Raw genomic sequence first — 16310 nt, 5'->3', positions numbered from 1 at the left:
TCTCGCAGTATCTGCAATGCCGTTGTGTCCGGAAAGGTGGCAATCACGGGAATGGCGCGAGAGGACATCGCGATCATTCCTGCGTCTGACCAACACATCCCCATCCGTCGCATTCTACGCCGAAGCTGTCCTCCATTTGGAGATAGGTCATCGTCAAATTGCGAATCGCTTCGTCGTCAGTGGTTTGGCTGCGAACGAGAAAGAGCCACGGCTGACCTGTCTCGCTATACGGACTACCTAATGCAATATCGCGGCACGCCGGCACTGGTCATTGAGGCTAAGCGCGTCGGGAAGCTGCCCCTCGATACGGCTGACCTCAAGCTGGGACAGTACAAGATCGACGGCCCCGCTCTAAATCCGTCCGCAATGGTTTTACTCAGGCAGCCAACTACTGCCGTGGAACACGGAGTCGAGTTCGCGACGCTAACAAGTGGCACTGTCTGGATCGCGTTCATGGCATTGCGCTCTCGCGGCAAGTCGTTCCGGGAATACAAGGCCATCGTGTTTCCGAGCCTCGCCTCGATCGAGAGTGAGTTCGCGACCTTCTATGAACTCTTCTCGAAGGAAGGCGTCTCGCAGAAGGTCGACCGAACTCACTTTGCTAAGCTCGACGGCGTGTCGGCGGCAGCATTCGAACCTGCGAATGCCGGTACCCCGGCCCGTTCTCCACTTACTTTGCCGCGGCGTCCGTCCAGCCCTTCACGACCGCGCCGCCCTTCATCACGAAGCGCACGCGTTCGAGCTGGGTGACATCCGCCAGCGGATCGCCTGCCACGGCGATCAGGTCGGCGTAGCGGTTGGCCTGGACCGATCCGACGTCCGCGCTGGCGTTGAGCAGATCGGCGGCGTTGACCGTAGCCGCGCGGATCGCGTCCATCGGCGTCATGCCGGCGCGGACCATCAGCGCGAATTCCTGCGCGTTGGTGCCGTGCGGCGCCATGCCCTGATCGGTGCCGAAGGCGATCTTTACGCCGGCCTTGTAGGCGTTGCCGAGGTTGGCGATCGTGATCGGGCCGACTTCCAGTGCCTTCTTGGCCGAGGACGGGTTCAGCGATTCCGGGTGGGCCTTCGCCACTTTGACCACGGTGTCGGCGACCAGCAGTGTGGGCACCAGATAAGTGCCATGCGCCTTCATCACCTTGTAGGCTTCGGCATCGCCGAACGAGCCGTGCTCGATCGAATCCACGCCCAGCGCCGAAGCGCGGATGATGGCGTCGCGCCCGTGGGCATGGGCGGCCACGCGCATGCCAAGGCTGTGCGCGGTGTTGACGACGGCGCTGATCTCCGCGTCGGTCATCAGCGTGTTGTTGGGATCGTCCCCGATGCTCAGCACGCCGCCGCTGGGCATGATCTTGATCAGGTCCACGCCGTCGCGGTGCATCCGCCGGACGACCTTGGCGGCCTCGTCCGGGCCATCGATGACGCGGCCTTCGCTATGGAAATCGAGTTCCGCGCTCATGCCGTTCTGCGGATCGCCATGGCCGCCGGTGGGGCCGAGCGGATAGCCCGAAACCCACAGGCGCGGCCCTGCGATCTTGCCGCCGGCGATGGCGCGCTTCAGCGCGACGACAACGCCGGTTTCGCCGCCGACATCGCGCACGGAGGTGAAGCCGGCTTCCAGCGTCTTGCGCGCGAAGCCCACGGAATCGAAGGCGGTATCGAGGTCCGAATGCGTCACCCGCTCGGCGATCGGGTTCTTGCCGGTATAGGCCGAGGTGATGTGATCGTGCATGTCGATCAGGCCGGGCAGGACGGTGGCCGTCGAAAGATCGATGACGTCCGCGCCGGCGGGCGTGACGAACCCGTCCTGGACGCCGGTGATGCGATCATCGTGAATCAGGATTGATACGTTGTCGCGCGGCTTCGCGCCGACCCCGTCGATCAGATGCCCGGCGTGGACCACCAGATCCTTCGCCATGGCCGGGGTGGTGAACAGGGCGAAAACGGTGGTTGCGGCCGTGGCGGCCAGACGGTTTCTGGTGATGGTGAACATGGACGCTCTCTTGAAATGGGAAAGGAAGCGGGGCGGCCTTCTCCCGGCTGAAGGCCGCTCCGTCCGGGTCAGAAGTTGGTACGGAAATTGACGCCGATCGTGCGCGGTGTGGCGCTGGTTACCAGCGTGCGGCCGACGGCGATGGCGCTCGACGTGGAACGCGTGATCGCGGTCGAGTCGAACAGGTTGGTGACGAAGAGGTACACGCCCCACTTGTTGTCGGGCTCCTCGATGCCGATGCGGGCGTTGACCAGCGCGTAATCGTCAACCTTGCGGGCATAGACGTAGTTCGGACGGAAATCCGACCACGAACTGCCGACATAGTTGAAGTCGGCCCGCAGGAAGCCCGAGAGCGACTCGCTGAGCGGCCAGCTGTACTGCGCCGAACCGCCACCCATGATCTTGGGCACGTAGGGGATGCGATCGCCCTTCAGGCCCGAGGTGGCGGTCACACCGGTGTTCTGGTTCTGGGTCAGCTTGGCGTCGATGTAGGAGAAGTTGCCCAGAATCGACAGGCCCGGCAGCGGATGGATGCCGGTTTCCGCCTCGATGCCCTTGACCTTCGCCTTGCCGGCGTTGCCGATGTAGGAGAAGGCACCGTTGGGCGTGCGCAGCGTGATCTGCATGTCGCTCCAGTCGATCTGGAACGCATCGACGTTGAGCGTCACCTTGCGATCGAACCACGCCGTCTTGAGGCCCACTTCGTAGTTCCACAGGCTGTCCGAATTGTACGCGGTCAGCGCGGCGTCGAGGCCAAGCACCTGGTTGGCGCCGCCCGGGCGGAAGCCCTGCGCCGCTTCGGCATAGAGCATCACGTCCGGCGTGATCTTGTAGGATGCGTTGGCCTTGACCACCCAGCCGCTTTCGCCCGACGTGACGGCCGTGGGCGGCGTGAGGCGCGCGCCGACCAGGATCGAGGGAACGGTCGTCTGGCCCACGATGTTCTTGTTGTAGTGGAAATAGCGCGCGCCACCGGTCAGGTTGAGGCGATCGGTGATATCCCACGACACTTCGCCGAAGCCCGCGATCTGTTCCAGCCTGTCATCGATGAAGCGCACCGTGGCGATTTGCAGCGGATAGATCACCTGGCCGTTCAGCGGATCGGCATTGACCTGCGGATTGGCCACGTTGGTGTGGCGGTTCGAATAGAAGCCGCCCAGGGTCCAGTTGATGGGCCCCTTGCCGTTCGAGCTGAGGCGGATTTCGCCGGTCCAGGTGTCCATGTCCTGCTGCGGGAACAGCGCCGACGTCGACTGCCCATCGACCAGCGCGTAGAAGTTTGTGAGCTGGGTCGGCGAACAGGCCGCCCCGCCGGCAACCAGCGCTGAGCAGCGGGCGGGCGTGCGCTGCCCACGGATGTAACGGGAAACGTCGGAGACCGACGACAGCTTGCGGTGCATGTACGATCCGGTGGCCGTCAGCGTCGCGAAGTCGAGGTCATAGTTCGACGTGATGCTGTACAGCTCCACGTTGTCGCGCACCGGCTGTCGGGTATAGGCATCGGAGATGTACTTGCCGGCGCCCAGGGTCCAGCTCGGCGTGTCGGTCCGGCTGCGGTTGATGTAGGCCGCGAGATCGATCGTCCAGCGCTCGGTCGGCTTCAGGCGCAGCAGCGCGCGGCCGCCGAAGCTTTCCTGCTTGTTGATGTTCTTGATGCCCAGCGTGGTGTTGTCGATGAAACCATCCTGGTTGCGATAGAAGCCGACGACGCGCAGACCCACCTTGTCGGTCACGATCGGCGCGTTGATCATCGCGCTGCCTTCCATGTTCCAGCCGCCGTGGTGCGTGTTGGAACCGCTGATGTCCACGCCGGCCTGCACCGTGTCCAGGTTCGGCTTGTTGTAGATCACGCGCAGCGTGCCACCCATCGAACCCGAACCATAGAGCGTGCCCTGCGGACCGCGCAGCACTTCCACGCGCTGCACGTCGAACAGGCGCAGTTCGGGCGTCGATCCGCCGGCGTCGTTGCTGGCGCCGATCGATCCGGTCACGGGCGTTTCGTCGTAATAGGTGCCGATCATCGGCTCGCCCGGACCCTGGATGCCGCGGATGACCACGCGGCGCTGCGAAGGCCCGCCATCGACGAAGTTGAGGCCCGGCGTGGTCGCGCCCAGATCGGCGATGCTCTGCACGCCCGAATTGGCAAGCGCTGCGCCGCTGATCGCGGAAATCGCGATCGGCGTGTCCTGCAGGTTGGTTTCGCGCTTCAGTGCGGTCACCACGATTTCATCGCCGCCGCGGTCCTGCGGCGTTTCCTGCGCCAGGGCCGGCGTGGCGAGCAGCGTCGCGCTTCCGGCCGCCAGCAGCATGGCCTTGAGGTTGATTGAGCTGCAACCCCGGTTCATGTTCTTTGTCACTTGACCTCCCTTTTGCTTGTTCCCTCATCACGCGGCTACGCGCGAAGGCGCCGCCGTATGACAAATCACCATGCCGATGCAATGGATGCGATCGACAGGCTTGTCTGCCCGATTTCAGGAGTCCCATATGAGAGGAGGAGATTCTACTCCCTTGTTTCCCCGCAATTTTTCCGCGACGTTGCAAATGCACGCTGCCGCGGCCCCCAAAGGTTCTTATGGCCGGGAGCGTGAAACAGGAGGGGGTTCTCGTCAATAAGAATGCAAGGGGCCGGATTCGCAGAATGCACGCGGATTGCATGAAGCGCGGGAAAGCTGCGCGACGGTTGCGCGATAGGGGAAGATGGTGGAGGAACGCGTCGAATGTGGAATTTTCGGCCTGCACAATGCTTCGCTCGTGCATGATCCTTCGCCAATCCGCGCACACGGCGCAAGAAAAGGCGTTGTGTCGGTTCCGGTCGCCGATAAGGTTGGCCGCCTTTCAAAGGGACTGTCCAGCCTCTCTTCCTCGCGCCTGTGGCGTGAGGCGTTTCAGCATGCCTGACCGGCGCGTCGGGTAATCGTCATTTTCGGGGAGCACGTGTGAAGAACAGAACGATTGTTGCCGGCATGGCCATGGCCATGCTGCTGAGCGGTACCGCCATGGCGCAGCAGATGGACCCGGATTACGCCGCCGACGTGAAGCGGTGGACCACCAAACCCGAGTTCATGAGCCCGCTGGTCGATCACCTGCCGGTCTCGCAGACGATCCCCTCGCCCAAGCAGGTGCTCGGCAAGACTATCGGCGCGCCCGATACGCTGCACTACTACGAGCAGATCATCGCCTATTATCGCAAGCTGGCGGAAGCCGCGCCGGACCGCGTGAAGATCATCGAGATCGGCAAGACCGAGGAAGGCCGCGAGAACATCGTGGTCATGATCTCTGCCCCCGAGAACATAGCCAGCCTCGATACCTACAAGAAGAACCTGGCGCTGCTGGCCGATCCGCGCAAGCTGCCGGCCGCCGACGCGCCGGCGGTGATCGCGCAGACCAAGCCCTTCTATCACATCTCCGGCGGCCTCCACAGCGCGGAGACCGGCCCGCCGGAAATGCTGATGGAACTGGCCTATCGCCTGCTCACCGAAGACAGCGCGATGATAAAGGGCATCCGCGACAATCTGGTCGTCGCGATCACCCCCGTGCTCGAAGCGGACGGGCGCGATCGCTATGTCGACTGGTACTATCGCAACCTGATCGACGAGAAGGACGACCGCAACAAGCCCGGTGGTCCGCCCTATTGGGGCAAGTACATCTATCACGACAACAACCGCGACATCAATTTCTCGGACGTCAGCGCGCGTCACCTGATGAAGTACTATCTCGACTGGCATCCGCCGATCATGCACGAACTGCATGAATCGGTGCCGTTCATGTACACCTATTCCGGGCAGGCGCCGCAGAACCCCGATCTCGATCCGATCCTGTTCGGCGAACTGCCGTGGTTCTCGAATTTCGAGATGGCGCAGATGACCAAGTACGGCATGCCCGGCGTGTGGACGCACGGCTTTGTCGATGCCTGGACGCCGGGCTACCTGGCCTTCATGTCGTCGAACCACAACGGCATGCTGCGCATGTACGAAACCTTCGGCAACGCCGGCGCCACCACGATGTACCGCCATGTCGCCCCTGAAGTGCAGACGGGCGTGCGCGGCGGGGACTGGACCAAGCGCGACTGGTTCCGGCCGCTGCCTCCCTACAAGGAGGTGATGTGGTCGATGCGCAACAACACCAACTACATGGAAACCGGCATCCTGACCGCGCTCGACCTGGCCGCGCGGTTCCCGCAGGTCATCCTCGAGAACTTCTACAAGAAGAGCAGCAACGCGATTCAGGCGGGAGCGGACAAGGCACCCTATGCCTATGTCATTCCCGCCGATCAGGCCGACCCTTCGCGCATCAAGTTCGTGACGGACATTCTCCAGTTGCAGGGGATAGAGATCGGCCGCGCCAACCAGGCGGTGACGGTCAAGGAAGGCTCGTTCCCGGCCGGTTCGCTCGTCATCAAGCTCAACCAGCCCTACGGGCGCCTCGCCAAGATGCTGCTGAAGCTGCAGAACGATTATCCGGACGAGAACCTGACGACCTACGACGACGCGGCCTGGACCATGGGGCTGATGACGCACACCCGGATCGTGGAGGTTGCGGACAAGGCCGCGTTGGCGGTGCCGGTCACACCGCTGGCGCAGTTCACCCTTACCGGGCGGATCAGCGGCGGCGGCGCGCGCACGTATGCCGTGCTCGATCAGGGCTCGGTCAACATGGCCACGCTGCGCTACCGGCTGAAGGACACGCCGGTGAAGGTGGTCGAAAAGGCCTTCCAGTCTGGCGGCAAGACCGTTCCGGCGGGGTCGTTCCTGGTCGATGGCAGCGCCTATGCGGCGCTGAAGCCGGCGGTCGAGGAACTGGGGCTGGAAGCCATCGGGCTGTCCGGCCAGCCGAATGCCCCGGCGCACGATACCGTGCTGCCGCGCACGGCGGTGTTCAGCACCTGGGGATCGAGCGAGAAGGTCGGCTGGCTGCGCTATGCCATGGACCGGCACGCCGTGTCCTATGACCTGATCTACAAGGAGCAGGTCCGCAAGGGCAACCTGCGCGCCAGTTACGACGTCATCATCCTGCCAATGCAGGGCCGGTCGGTGAAGGACATCGTTTTCGACATTCCGATGAAGGGCAAGCCGCTGCCCTATACCAAGACCGACCGTTATCGCTTCTCGGGCGATTACGGATCGTCGGAAGACGTGCGCGGCGGCATGGGGCTGGAAGGCCTTGCCGAACTGCAGAAGTTCGTGGAGCAGGGCGGAACGCTGATCACCACCGGCGATGCCAGTGCGGTGCCGGTCGATTTCGGGCTGGTGGACGATTTGTCCGAAACCAAGGCCAGCGGCAATTTCTACGCGCCCGGCCCCGTGGTCACGGCCAAGGTCACCAAGCCCGCCAGCCCGATCTTCTATGGCTACGATGCCGACATCAAGGACCAGAAGATGCCAGTCCGCTGGGCGACCAGCACGCTGTTTTCCGTGCCGGACAGGCTTAAGGGACAGATCCTGATGGAATTTCCCGGCGGCAAGGACGGCGTGCAGAGCGGGTTCATGCGCGGATCGGATCAGGTGAAGGACCGTCCGGCGATCATCAACGTGCCCGATGGTTCGGGCCGCGTGCTGATGTTCGCCACCAATCCCATCTGGCGCTGGCAGAACCTGGGTGAATTCCGGATGCTGTACAACGCGCTGATCAACTGGAAGCAACTGGGATTGACCGACGAGGCGCCGCCCGCGCCGCCGCCGGTACCGGAAGGGCAGTAAGGGAATGCCGGGGGTGGATCGCCGCGCTTTTTCGCTGGGCATGCTGGCGACGCTGGCCGCGGGCACCGGCGGAACGGCGAGCGCAGCGCCTGCGGCGAACGGCGTTCCCCCCGCGATCGGCGCGCTTTACCGCCGCGCCATCGTCATCGACGCGCTGGCCTCGCCGAATACCTGGAACGTACCCTACCCCAAGCCGGGTCCGCTCACGCCCTCGCAACTGGAGAATGTCCGCGCTTCCGGCATGACCGCGATCAACCTGACCGTGGGCAAGCCGGGCAGCCTGGCGGAGACGGTCAAGGAGATCGGCTTCTGGCTGGACCAGATCGCGCGTCATCCCGATTACCTGACGCTGGTGCGCCACCATGCCGATATCGCGCGGGCCAAGCGCGAGGGGAAGCTGGGCGTGATCTTCGGCTTTCAGGGCATGGGCATGATCGGCACCGATCTTGGCCTGATCGATGCCTTTGCCGCCATGTCGGTCAAGATCATGCAGCTGACCTACAACGATCGCAATGCGCTCGGCGCGGGCAGTTCGCTTCCGGAAAGTGAAGGACTGACCGATCTGGGGCGCGAGGCAGTGGCGCGCATGAACAGTCTGGGCGTGCTGGTCGATGTCGGCCATGCCAATCCCTCCACTGCGATTCAGGCGGCGCAAGCTTCCTCGCGGCCGATCACGATCTCGCACACCGGCGCCCGCGCGGTGTTCGACAGCCAGCGCAATCTGCCCGACACGGCGTTCCGCGCGGTGGCCGACCGGGGTGGCGTGGTGGGCCTCTACCTGATGCCGTTCCTCGGCCGCGATCCGGTGGCGGCCTCCCGCGCGCTGTTCCGCCGGCATTTGCGCCACGCGCTGGATACCTGCGGCGAGGATCATGTCGGGATCGGCAGCGACCAGAGCATTACCCCGGTGGACATTTCGCCCGCCTACATGGACATCGTCCGCCAGACAGCCGAGGCGCGGCAGAAGGCGGGGATAGGGGCGCCGGGCGAGGCGGACAGCCCGGTGACCGTGCCCGATCTCAACGCCCCGCGCCGGCTGGAGATGATCGCGGCCGATCTCACCGCGGCCGGCTATCCGGACCGTGTGGTCGAAAAGGTCATCGGCGGCAATTTCGATCGATTGTTCCGCGAAGTCTGGCCCGGGTGACAAGCCGTTGGTGATCCGGGAGAGGGCCGCCCTCTGGGCACGGGAGGCGGCAGGCAGGAGTATATGATGACGCAGGAACGGCTGGACAGGTTCGATCGCAAGATCCTGCAGCACATCCAGATTCGCGGCGATCTGGGGCCGGGCGAACTGAGCACGCTCGTTCACCTCTCGCCCTCGCAATGTTCGCGGCGGTTGCATCGCCTGCGCGAACAGGGCTTTATCGAACGCACCGCCGCGATCCTCGATCCGGCAAAGCTCAATCTGGGCATTTCCGCCTATATCGCGGTGAAGCTGCGCTCGCAGACTGGCGAGGCCGAGCGCCTGTTCCGCGCGCGGATCGAAGCGCTGCCCGAAGTGATCTCGTGCGATTACACCACGGGGGAGATGGACTTCATGCTGCGGGTCTATACCCACGATCTGGAAAGCTACAGCGAGTTCCTCTCGGCGAAGCTCCTGATCGGGGAGGAGATTGACAACGTCCGCACGTTCATCGTGATGAAGCAGCTCAAGAAAACGACCGCCCTGCCGCTCGATTTCTGCTGAGTTTCGCGCTAGCCGGCTAGGCTTCCGGCTCGAACGATCAGGCTCTGCACCCGCACCATGACACGCTCCACCCGCAGGTCCATCATCAAGGCCATGGCGCTCACGCCGGCCCTGCCTATTGCTGCCCAGGCACATCCGGCCGGACCGACCCGGGATGCCATCGCAGCGGACCTCGACCGCTACGTCGGCTTTGGCAACAAGGCGTCGGGAGGCCCCGGCGATACCGCCTGCGGCGCGTGGATCGAGCAGCAATTGAAACAGGCCGGCGCGCAGACCGAACGGCAGGCGTTCAGCGTACCGTTCTTCTCCCCGCGGCGCACGGAACTGGTGAGCGGCGCGGCGCGGGCGGCGGTGCTGCCATTTGCCATCGTCACGCCGACGGGCGGGGCCGGGCAGACCGGAAAGCTGGTGCGCGTGGAGCCCGGATTGGTGCCGGCATCGGGCCTGTCCGGTGTGATCGTCATGGTTGAACTGCCCTATGCGCGATGGTCGAGCGCGCTGGCACGGCCGGTCGCCGAGACGTTACGCGCCGTCGCTGCAGCCGGTGCCGCCGCGGTTCTGTTGGTGACCAATGGCCCCACCGGAGAGGCCATCGCGCTCAATGCGGACGGGAACAAGGCCATGGTCGATGTTCCTGCCGCCGTCCTTGCACCCAGGGCGGCTGCACCGTTTCGCGCGCTGGCGCAGGCAGGGGAGGTCGCCACGCTTTTCCTCGACGGGGATGCCGGTCGCCGAGAGGCGTTCAATATCGCTGGCCGATGGCGGCGCGGCGGCGCGGGAACGCTGGTCGTGTCCACACCGCGTTCAGGCTGGACGACCTGCGCCGGAGAACGTGGTCCCGGCCTCGTCACGTGGCTGGCGCTGGCGCGCTGGGCTGGCGCCGCCCTGCCGCGGCACGATCTCCTGTTCCTGTGCAACAGCGGGCACGAGTACGAAAACCTCGGATCGGAACATGCGCTCGACGCGCTTGCTCCGCTGCCGAAACGCACGGCGCTGTGGCTGCATCTTGGCGCCAATGTCGCCGCGCGCGACTGGCATGAACCGGGCGGAGGGCGGCTGCTGCCGCTGCCCAGCGCGGACCCGCAGCGATTCCTGGCGGTTGGCGCTGACCTCCTGCCCTTGGCGAAGCGGGCGTTCGCGGGGCTGCCCGGCCTTGAAATGGCGTATCCGGCGAGTGCCGGCGCGGCCGGCGAGCTTTCGACGATCCTTGCGGCGGGGCACCGGCGCGTGGCCGGTATCTTCGGCGCACACCGTTACCATCACGTCGAAGGCGACGATGCGCGTTGCGTGTCGCCCGATTTCGTTGCGCCGGTGATCGCGGCCTGCAAGGCATTGATTCTCGGCGCGACGGCCTGACGATCAGACTTGTTCGAGCGGCGGCACTCGCCATTTGCGATCGATCAGCTCGTCTTTCGGCAGATAGGCGCGCAGCGCAAGCCGCATGGGGCCGGCGGGGGCCGGCAGCCAGTTCGCGGCAAGGCGACCCTCGGGGCGTTCGCGCTGGATGCAGATCACCGTGCTGCCGTCCGGCTCGCGCACGAGATCGGGCGTGCGGTCGCCGATCGAATAGCGCCCGATCGGATTCTCCACGAGGTAGTAGCGGCCGTCCGGCTGCGCGTCGTACATCGTCAGCGACCAGAACGCCTTGGCCGGAACGCCGCCGGGCGGCACTCTCCAGCGATAAGCGTTCTGGCCCGACAGACGTGCGCCGTGCGCATCGAAGTTGGCATGAAAGTACATCGCTTCCTGTTCCCCGAGCGCCGCGATCCCACCCAGCGCCACAAGCGACCGAAGACGGTCGTTGCTGCCGAAATTGCCGACGCCGCGGGGCTGGTAGCTCCACCCGTTGACGACCAGATCACGGAACAGGAATCCTTCGCGCAGGTCCTTGATCCCGATCGGCAGGAAACGTGTCCATTCTGCGAGCAGGGCAGGGGAGGGTTGCTTTTCAGTGCCGATGCCCCAGGCGGCGAACTGTCCGGCGCGCGCGAGTTCCCCCCTGCGTCCCGGCGAACGGCGGATCAGCTCGTTGACGACCGCAAGGAAATTGGCGGCATCGTTCGCCTGCGGCTGGGCCGCGACCGTAAAGCCACGCGGCGGTTGGCGACCCGCCGGGGCCGATATGGTGATCTGTTGCTGTACGGCCTCTGCGGCGGGAAGATCGCCAGGCCCGTCGACAAGAATGCGCGCCAGCATCCAGACATCGTTCGTGCTGGACCGGAACAGCTGCACGCCGTCGGGAGCGGTACCCTGCCATTCCGGTCCCGCGATCCAGAAGCGGCCGCCGTTCCCGTTGGTCGCGCGCGTGCCCACATAGGCGAAGTTGTCGGTAAACGCGTTCATGAAGGCGATGGACAGATAGCGATCGCGCACGGTGGGCGCTGCCAGTTCCATCGGACCACCCGACAGGTCGAGCAGGCAGGAAGAATAGATCGTGTCGTTGTTGGGCGCGGTCACGTTGCGGGAACGCCAGTCGGACAGCTGCGAACGCCGGACGATGGTGTTGAGTGTGCCGGGCGCGCCGACACATCGGGCCAGCGCCTGTTCGTTTCGCGCGAACTCATACAGCGTGAAGGCATAATAGAACGCGGCGCGAATGCCGGCATCGGGATCGTCGGCCGCAAGCAGGCGTGCCGGTAGCGCCGCGCCGAACGACAGAGCGCCCGCCGTACCCAGCAAGGCGCGGCGGGTGAGCGGCAGGGAACGTGAAGTACCGTCTGAAATCATGGCCTGTATCCTTTCCCGATTACCGTGTGCCCGCCGCTTCGAGCGGGAAGTTTTGACGGACGTCATCGCCGTTTTTCATCCTACCTGTCTTTCCCGGCCTTCCCAGAAGGGCGCGCGCAACTCGCGACGCAAAATCTTGCCGGCGGCGTTGCGTGGCACCATGTCGATGAAACGGAATTCCCGCGGACATTTGTATCCGGCGATCCGGTCGCGGCAGAAGGCGGTAACCTCGTCCGTGGTCAGGGCATGTCCGAAGGCGGGCACGATCATCGCCAGCACGGCCTCACCCCAGCGCGGATCGGGCACGCCGATGACGGCCGCGTCCGCGATGGCGGGATGATCGAGCAGTGCGTTCTCGACTTCCACCGGATAGACGTTTTCGCCGCCGGAAACGATCATGTCCTTCACGCGATCACGGATGAAGAGATAGCCTTCCTCGTCCAGGTAACCGGCGTCGCCCGTTTTCAGCCATCCCGCGCGGATCGTCTGCGTGGTGGCCTCGGGGTCATCGGCGTAGCCCGACATGACGATGTCTCCGCGCACCACGATCTCGCCCGTCTCTCCGGCAGCCATGGGTGCGCCGTTCGTGTCGGTCACCGCGATTTCGATTCCGTCGGCCGCGCGCCCGCACGACAGCAGACGCTGCGCGCCCGGCGCATGGTCCTCCGGCGTCAGCAGCGTGACCGGGCCGGTGGTTTCCGTCAGGCCGTAGCATTGCGCGAAAGCGCACCCCATCCGCTCGCGCGCTTCGCGCAGGACGGATTCGGCAATGGGCGAGCCACCATAGACGATCATGCGCAACGCGGTGGGCGCGGTGTCGCGGAACGATGGCGCGGCAAGGCAGGCCTGGATCATCGCGGGGGCGAGCGTGGTATAGGTGACGCCTTCGCGGGCCATCACGCGCACCGCCTCGTCCGGCACGAACTGGCTGGCCAGCACCAGCCGCGCACCCGACTGGACCGATCGCAGCACCGGGCCGATCCCGGTGATGTGGAACATCGGAGCGGGGGCATAGATCACGTCGGACGTGTCGAGATCGAGCGGCGGGCGGCTGAACAGGGCGATCGAGGCCATGACGCTCGCGTTGGTGAGCATCACGCCCTTCGGCAGTCCGGTGGTGCCGCTGGTGTACATCTGGAGCACCACGTCTTCGGCGCTTCCCGAGCGCTCGACCGGCGTGTCCGGCTGGCGGTCACGCCAGGCCGCGAAACCCTCCGCCCCCGCCTCGTCGAGCACGATGAGCGGCACCGGCCTTCCCTCCATCGCCTGCGCCACGATGCCGGCGAACTCCCGGTCCGCGAAGACGCGCGTCGCGCGGGAATGGCCGAGGATATAACGGATTTCCGGCGCGGCGAGGCGCCAGTTGACGGGCAGGGCCACTTGCCCGGCGCGGGCGATGCCCAGCAACAGCTCGACTTGTTGCGCCGAATTGCGCCCGACGATGGCGATACGGTCGCCCGCGCTGCCGGAAGCGACGAGACCGTTGGCGACGCGGTGAACGCGCCCGTCGAGCGTGGCGAAATCGATTGCCGTCTCGCGTTCTCCAAGCGCCGGCGCGTGTGGATGCCTGGCCGCGATACGGCGCAGCAGATCATCGAGAAGGTGGCTTTCGCTCTCATGGGAAACAGCATCGGCGGCAAAGGTATTCAAGGCACTACCCGATCGTCATGAATGAAATCGATGTCGGGATTTTCCCCGACGAACATGGAAAGCGTGTCGGCGAACGGGAACGCGCCGCCCCACGGCGGTGGCGTGAACCGGAGTTCGGGATCGAGGAACGCGGCACGCCAGTCGGCATAGCTGTCGAACCACAGCTCCATCACGCGGGGATATTCCGACCGTTCGCTGACCGCGCGGTACAGGCCGAACCGCCGCAGACCCGGCCGCGCCACGATTTCCGGCGCGGCGACTTTGTCGAACCAGGCATCCGCGTCTGCCGTCGGAACATTGGTCGGATAGCGCAGGAACACGATCCAGCGCAGGTAGGGCATGTCCCTGGGCGGGGTGGGTTTCGACAGGTAAAGCGTGTCCGGATTGACCGGGATCGTCGCGGTGGTGCTGCGGAACAGCCGGTTGCCGGCCCAGCCCCCCGGCGGCGGGGTGAACGAGGCGAGATCGCCGCCATAGAGACCGTTGCGGCGGCTTTCTCGAAAATCGTCGATGCTGTCGAAGTGGATTTCGGTCATGCGCCCGAACGCGACATGGAAGCGACGCACGGCTTCTTCCGGCGGCAGATAGGCGCGAAACGAGAGGTAATCGCGCTGCCAAGCCTGATAGGCCCGCCGCACCTGGGGCGCGTGAAAGGTCATGTACCAGCGGTCGAGCGCCAGTTGATCGGCTCCTGGCATCAGCTCGATCAGGATGTAGTGCTTGATCGCGCCGGTCGCGAAGGCGGGCTGCGGCACAGCCAGCGCGGCCAGCACCGCGGCGCCACCGGCCATGGCTTGGCGGCGGGAAAGATGGTCGGCCATCATGGTTCCTTCCTGGTTGAGGGCAGTGCCAGCGCGACCAGCCTGTGCGGCGCCTTGCGGAAGCCCATGCCGCACACGATGAACTGCCGGCCGCCGGCCATGTAGGTCATTGGCGGCCCCAGCGTGTGATCGGGTAGCGGGATCTCCGCCCGGAGTGCCCCTGTCGCCTTGTCGTAGGCGCAGAGCATCTTGCGCGACTGCGCCGGGCTGTGCGGCCCTTCGCCCAGGAACAGCAGCGTCCGCGTCAGCAGCGGACCGGTGCGGCTGGTCGTGCCGATCCAGCCGGGATTGTAGGGCCGGAACATCGGCAGGTCGCGCGCGCCCGGCGCATTGGCGCGGGTCCACGCGATCGCGCCGCGATTGAGATCGATCGCGGTGATGCGGCCATAAGGCGGCTTGAGCAGCGGCAGGCCGCCCGGCCCGCGCACGACGCTGGCGCGGCCGGCGATCTCGCTGTCGCCGTCGGCCGCGTCGGTGCGCTTGCCGTCCCCGTCCAGCGCCATGGACACCGGCGCGGTCAGCGACGGGACATAGAGCATCCCGGTTTCCGGATCGGCGGCGGCGCCCCACCAGTTCGCTCCGCCCACCCAGCTCGGCAGCACGATGGTCGGCTGCGTACCCAGCGGCGTGAACAGTGGCCCGGCGGAATACTTCGCCAGAATGGTCCTGGCCTCGTCACGCAGCGCCGGGGTGAAATCGATCAGGTCGTCTTCGCCGATGCCCTGCCGGTCGAACGGCGGCGGCTTGGTGGGGAAGGGCTGCGTCGCGGCAGTGCGTTCGCCCGCGATAGTCGATTGCGGCACCGGCCGTTCCTCGATCGGCCAGACCGGCTTGCCGTCGCGGCGATCGAACACGAAGCAGAAGCCTTGCTTGGTGACTTGCGCGATGGCGGGGATGCGCTTCCCTTCGACCATGATGTCGATGAGATTGCCGGCGCAGGGAATGTCGTAGTCCCAGATGTCGTGGTGCACGAGCTGGTAGTGCCAGCGGCGCAAGCCCGTTTCGACGTCGAGGGCCACCAGCGCGTTGCCGAACAGGTTGTCGCCGGGCCGGTCTCCACCGAAGAAGTTGTTGGTCGGGCAGGTGCCGGGGATATAGACGAGGCCGAGATCGTCGTCCGCGCTCATCGGCGCCCAGGCATTGGCGTTGCCGGTGCGTTCGGCCGAGCCTTCGCGCCATGTTTCAGCACCCGCTTCACCAGCGCGGGGGATCATCCGGAACGTCCACTTGTGGCGCCCCGAGCGCACGTCGAAACCCTGGATGACGCCCACGGGCATGACCGGACGGCTCGGCACGTCGTTGATGTACTGGCCCACGATCACGGTGTCGCGGCAGATCACCGGCGGCGAGGTTGCGCCGATCAATCGGGCGGGGGCGTCGGGAACCGGCTCTCCCGAGGAGCGGAGCAGGTCCACTTCCCCTTTTTCCCCGAACCCCGCAACGGGCGTTCCGCTGGCGGCGTCGAGCGCGATCAGGCGGTTGTCGCCCGTGGCGATCAGAACGCGCGCATCTTTCCCCGCGCGCCAGAAGGCCACGCCACGATGCTGGAAACCCTTGCTGGTGGGATAGCCTTGCCGCCAGGTGCCGGGGTCGTAAACCCACAGCGTTCGTCCCGAAGCGGGATCGATCGCCGCCACCTGGCTCATCGCCGTGGAGGTGAACAGGCGGCCATCGACCATGATTGGCGTTGCCTGGAATTCGCCGGGCTGCAATTCGGGGTGCGCGGCCAGGAT

At 65.4% G+C, this 16310-nt stretch carries 12 protein-coding genes; 5 read left to right on the top strand and 7 right to left on the bottom strand.

Going from position 1 to position 16310, the window contains the following annotated elements; all coding sequences use genetic code 11:
• Positions 1 to 73: 73 nt before the first annotated feature.
• The 3 genes from NMD1_RS21155 to NMD1_RS03090 form a co-directional block, all read right to left on the bottom strand.
• A complete protein-coding gene (locus tag NMD1_RS21155) occupies positions 74 to 265 on the bottom strand; it encodes a ribonuclease E inhibitor RraB (protein WP_158453879.1) in 192 nt (63 codons plus the stop codon).
• Between the two features lie 405 nt (positions 266 to 670).
• Positions 671 to 1993, bottom strand: coding sequence for an amidohydrolase family protein (locus NMD1_RS03095; protein ID WP_125953583.1), 1323 nt, complete (start codon positions 1991 to 1993; stop codon positions 671 to 673).
• 68 nt (positions 1994 to 2061) lie between these two features.
• The gene (locus NMD1_RS03090) at positions 2062 to 4350 is read right to left on the bottom strand and encodes a TonB-dependent receptor (RefSeq protein WP_233497319.1); all 2289 of its coding nucleotides are present in this window, start codon (positions 4348 to 4350) and stop codon (positions 2062 to 2064) included.
• Between the two features lie 340 nt (positions 4351 to 4690).
• On the opposite strand from NMD1_RS03090, the gene NMD1_RS21435 reads away from it, so the two are divergent.
• The 5 genes from NMD1_RS21435 to NMD1_RS03070 all read left to right on the top strand — a co-directional run bounded on the left by NMD1_RS21435 (position 4691) and on the right by NMD1_RS03070 (position 10735).
• A complete protein-coding gene (locus NMD1_RS21435; protein WP_233497318.1) occupies positions 4691 to 4891 on the top strand; it encodes a hypothetical protein in 201 nt (66 codons plus the stop codon).
• A gap of 38 nt (positions 4892 to 4929) precedes the next feature.
• Positions 4930 to 7689, top strand: coding sequence for a M14 family zinc carboxypeptidase (locus NMD1_RS03085; protein WP_233497317.1), 2760 nt, complete (start codon positions 4930 to 4932; stop codon positions 7687 to 7689).
• A gap of 13 nt (positions 7690 to 7702) precedes the next feature.
• Complete coding sequence (locus tag NMD1_RS03080) at positions 7703 to 8836, top strand: dipeptidase (protein WP_233497316.1); 1134 nt, start codon at positions 7703 to 7705, stop codon at positions 8834 to 8836.
• Between the two features lie 63 nt (positions 8837 to 8899).
• On the top strand, positions 8900 to 9379 hold the full coding sequence (locus NMD1_RS03075) for an Lrp/AsnC family transcriptional regulator (protein ID WP_125953580.1): 480 nt from the start codon (positions 8900 to 8902) through the stop codon (positions 9377 to 9379).
• A gap of 57 nt (positions 9380 to 9436) precedes the next feature.
• Complete coding sequence (locus NMD1_RS03070; RefSeq protein ID WP_125953579.1) at positions 9437 to 10735, top strand: hypothetical protein; 1299 nt, start codon at positions 9437 to 9439, stop codon at positions 10733 to 10735.
• Between the two features lie 3 nt (positions 10736 to 10738).
• On the opposite strand, the gene NMD1_RS03065 is transcribed toward NMD1_RS03070, so the two are convergent.
• The 4 genes from NMD1_RS03065 to NMD1_RS03050 all read right to left on the bottom strand — a co-directional run bounded on the left by NMD1_RS03065 (position 10739) and on the right by NMD1_RS03050 (position 16223).
• A complete protein-coding gene (locus tag NMD1_RS03065; protein WP_158453878.1) occupies positions 10739 to 12106 on the bottom strand; it encodes a DUF1254 domain-containing protein in 1368 nt (455 codons plus the stop codon).
• 75 nt (positions 12107 to 12181) lie between these two features.
• Positions 12182 to 13756, bottom strand: coding sequence for a long-chain-fatty-acid--CoA ligase (locus NMD1_RS03060; protein ID WP_125953577.1), 1575 nt, complete (start codon positions 13754 to 13756; stop codon positions 12182 to 12184).
• Positions 13753 to 14580 (bottom strand): hypothetical protein, encoded by an 828-nt coding sequence (locus NMD1_RS03055; RefSeq protein WP_125953576.1) that lies wholly within the window; start codon positions 14578 to 14580, stop codon positions 13753 to 13755. Before NMD1_RS03055 ends, NMD1_RS03060 begins: the two co-directional genes overlap by 4 nt.
• Entirely contained in the window at positions 14577 to 16223 is a 1647-nt protein-coding gene (locus tag NMD1_RS03050; RefSeq protein WP_375600786.1) for a PQQ-binding-like beta-propeller repeat protein, read from the bottom strand. Before NMD1_RS03050 ends, NMD1_RS03055 begins: the two co-directional genes overlap by 4 nt.
• Positions 16224 to 16310: the final 87 nt, after the last annotated feature.

This window comes from Novosphingobium sp. MD-1 (genome assembly GCF_001014975.1).
Lineage (GTDB): Bacteria > Pseudomonadota > Alphaproteobacteria > Sphingomonadales > Sphingomonadaceae > Novosphingobium.
Note: the sequence above shows the minus strand (reverse complement) of the source record. Positions and strands in the feature narration are given on the sequence as shown.

Bases quoted from the DNA above. Each gene is read 5' to 3' on its own strand.
- NMD1_RS03070 (WP_125953579.1), top strand. From the start codon at position 9,437: ATGACACGCTCCACCCGCAGGTCCATCATCAAGGCCATGGCGCTCACG.
- NMD1_RS03055 (WP_125953576.1), bottom strand. From the start codon at position 14,580: ATGATGGCCGACCATCTTTCCCGCCGCCAAGCCATGGCCGGTGGCGCC.
- NMD1_RS03095 (WP_125953583.1), bottom strand. From the start codon at position 1,993: ATGTTCACCATCACCAGAAACCGTCTGGCCGCCACGGCCGCAACCACC.
- NMD1_RS21435 (WP_233497318.1), top strand. From the start codon at position 4,691: ATGGTGGAGGAACGCGTCGAATGTGGAATTTTCGGCCTGCACAATGCT.
- NMD1_RS03075 (WP_125953580.1), top strand. From the start codon at position 8,900: ATGATGACGCAGGAACGGCTGGACAGGTTCGATCGCAAGATCCTGCAG.
- NMD1_RS03065 (WP_158453878.1), bottom strand. From the start codon at position 12,106: ATGATTTCAGACGGTACTTCACGTTCCCTGCCGCTCACCCGCCGCGCC.
- NMD1_RS03050 (WP_375600786.1), bottom strand. From the start codon at position 16,223: ATGAGCCAGGTGGCGGCGATCGATCCCGCTTCGGGACGAACGCTGTGG.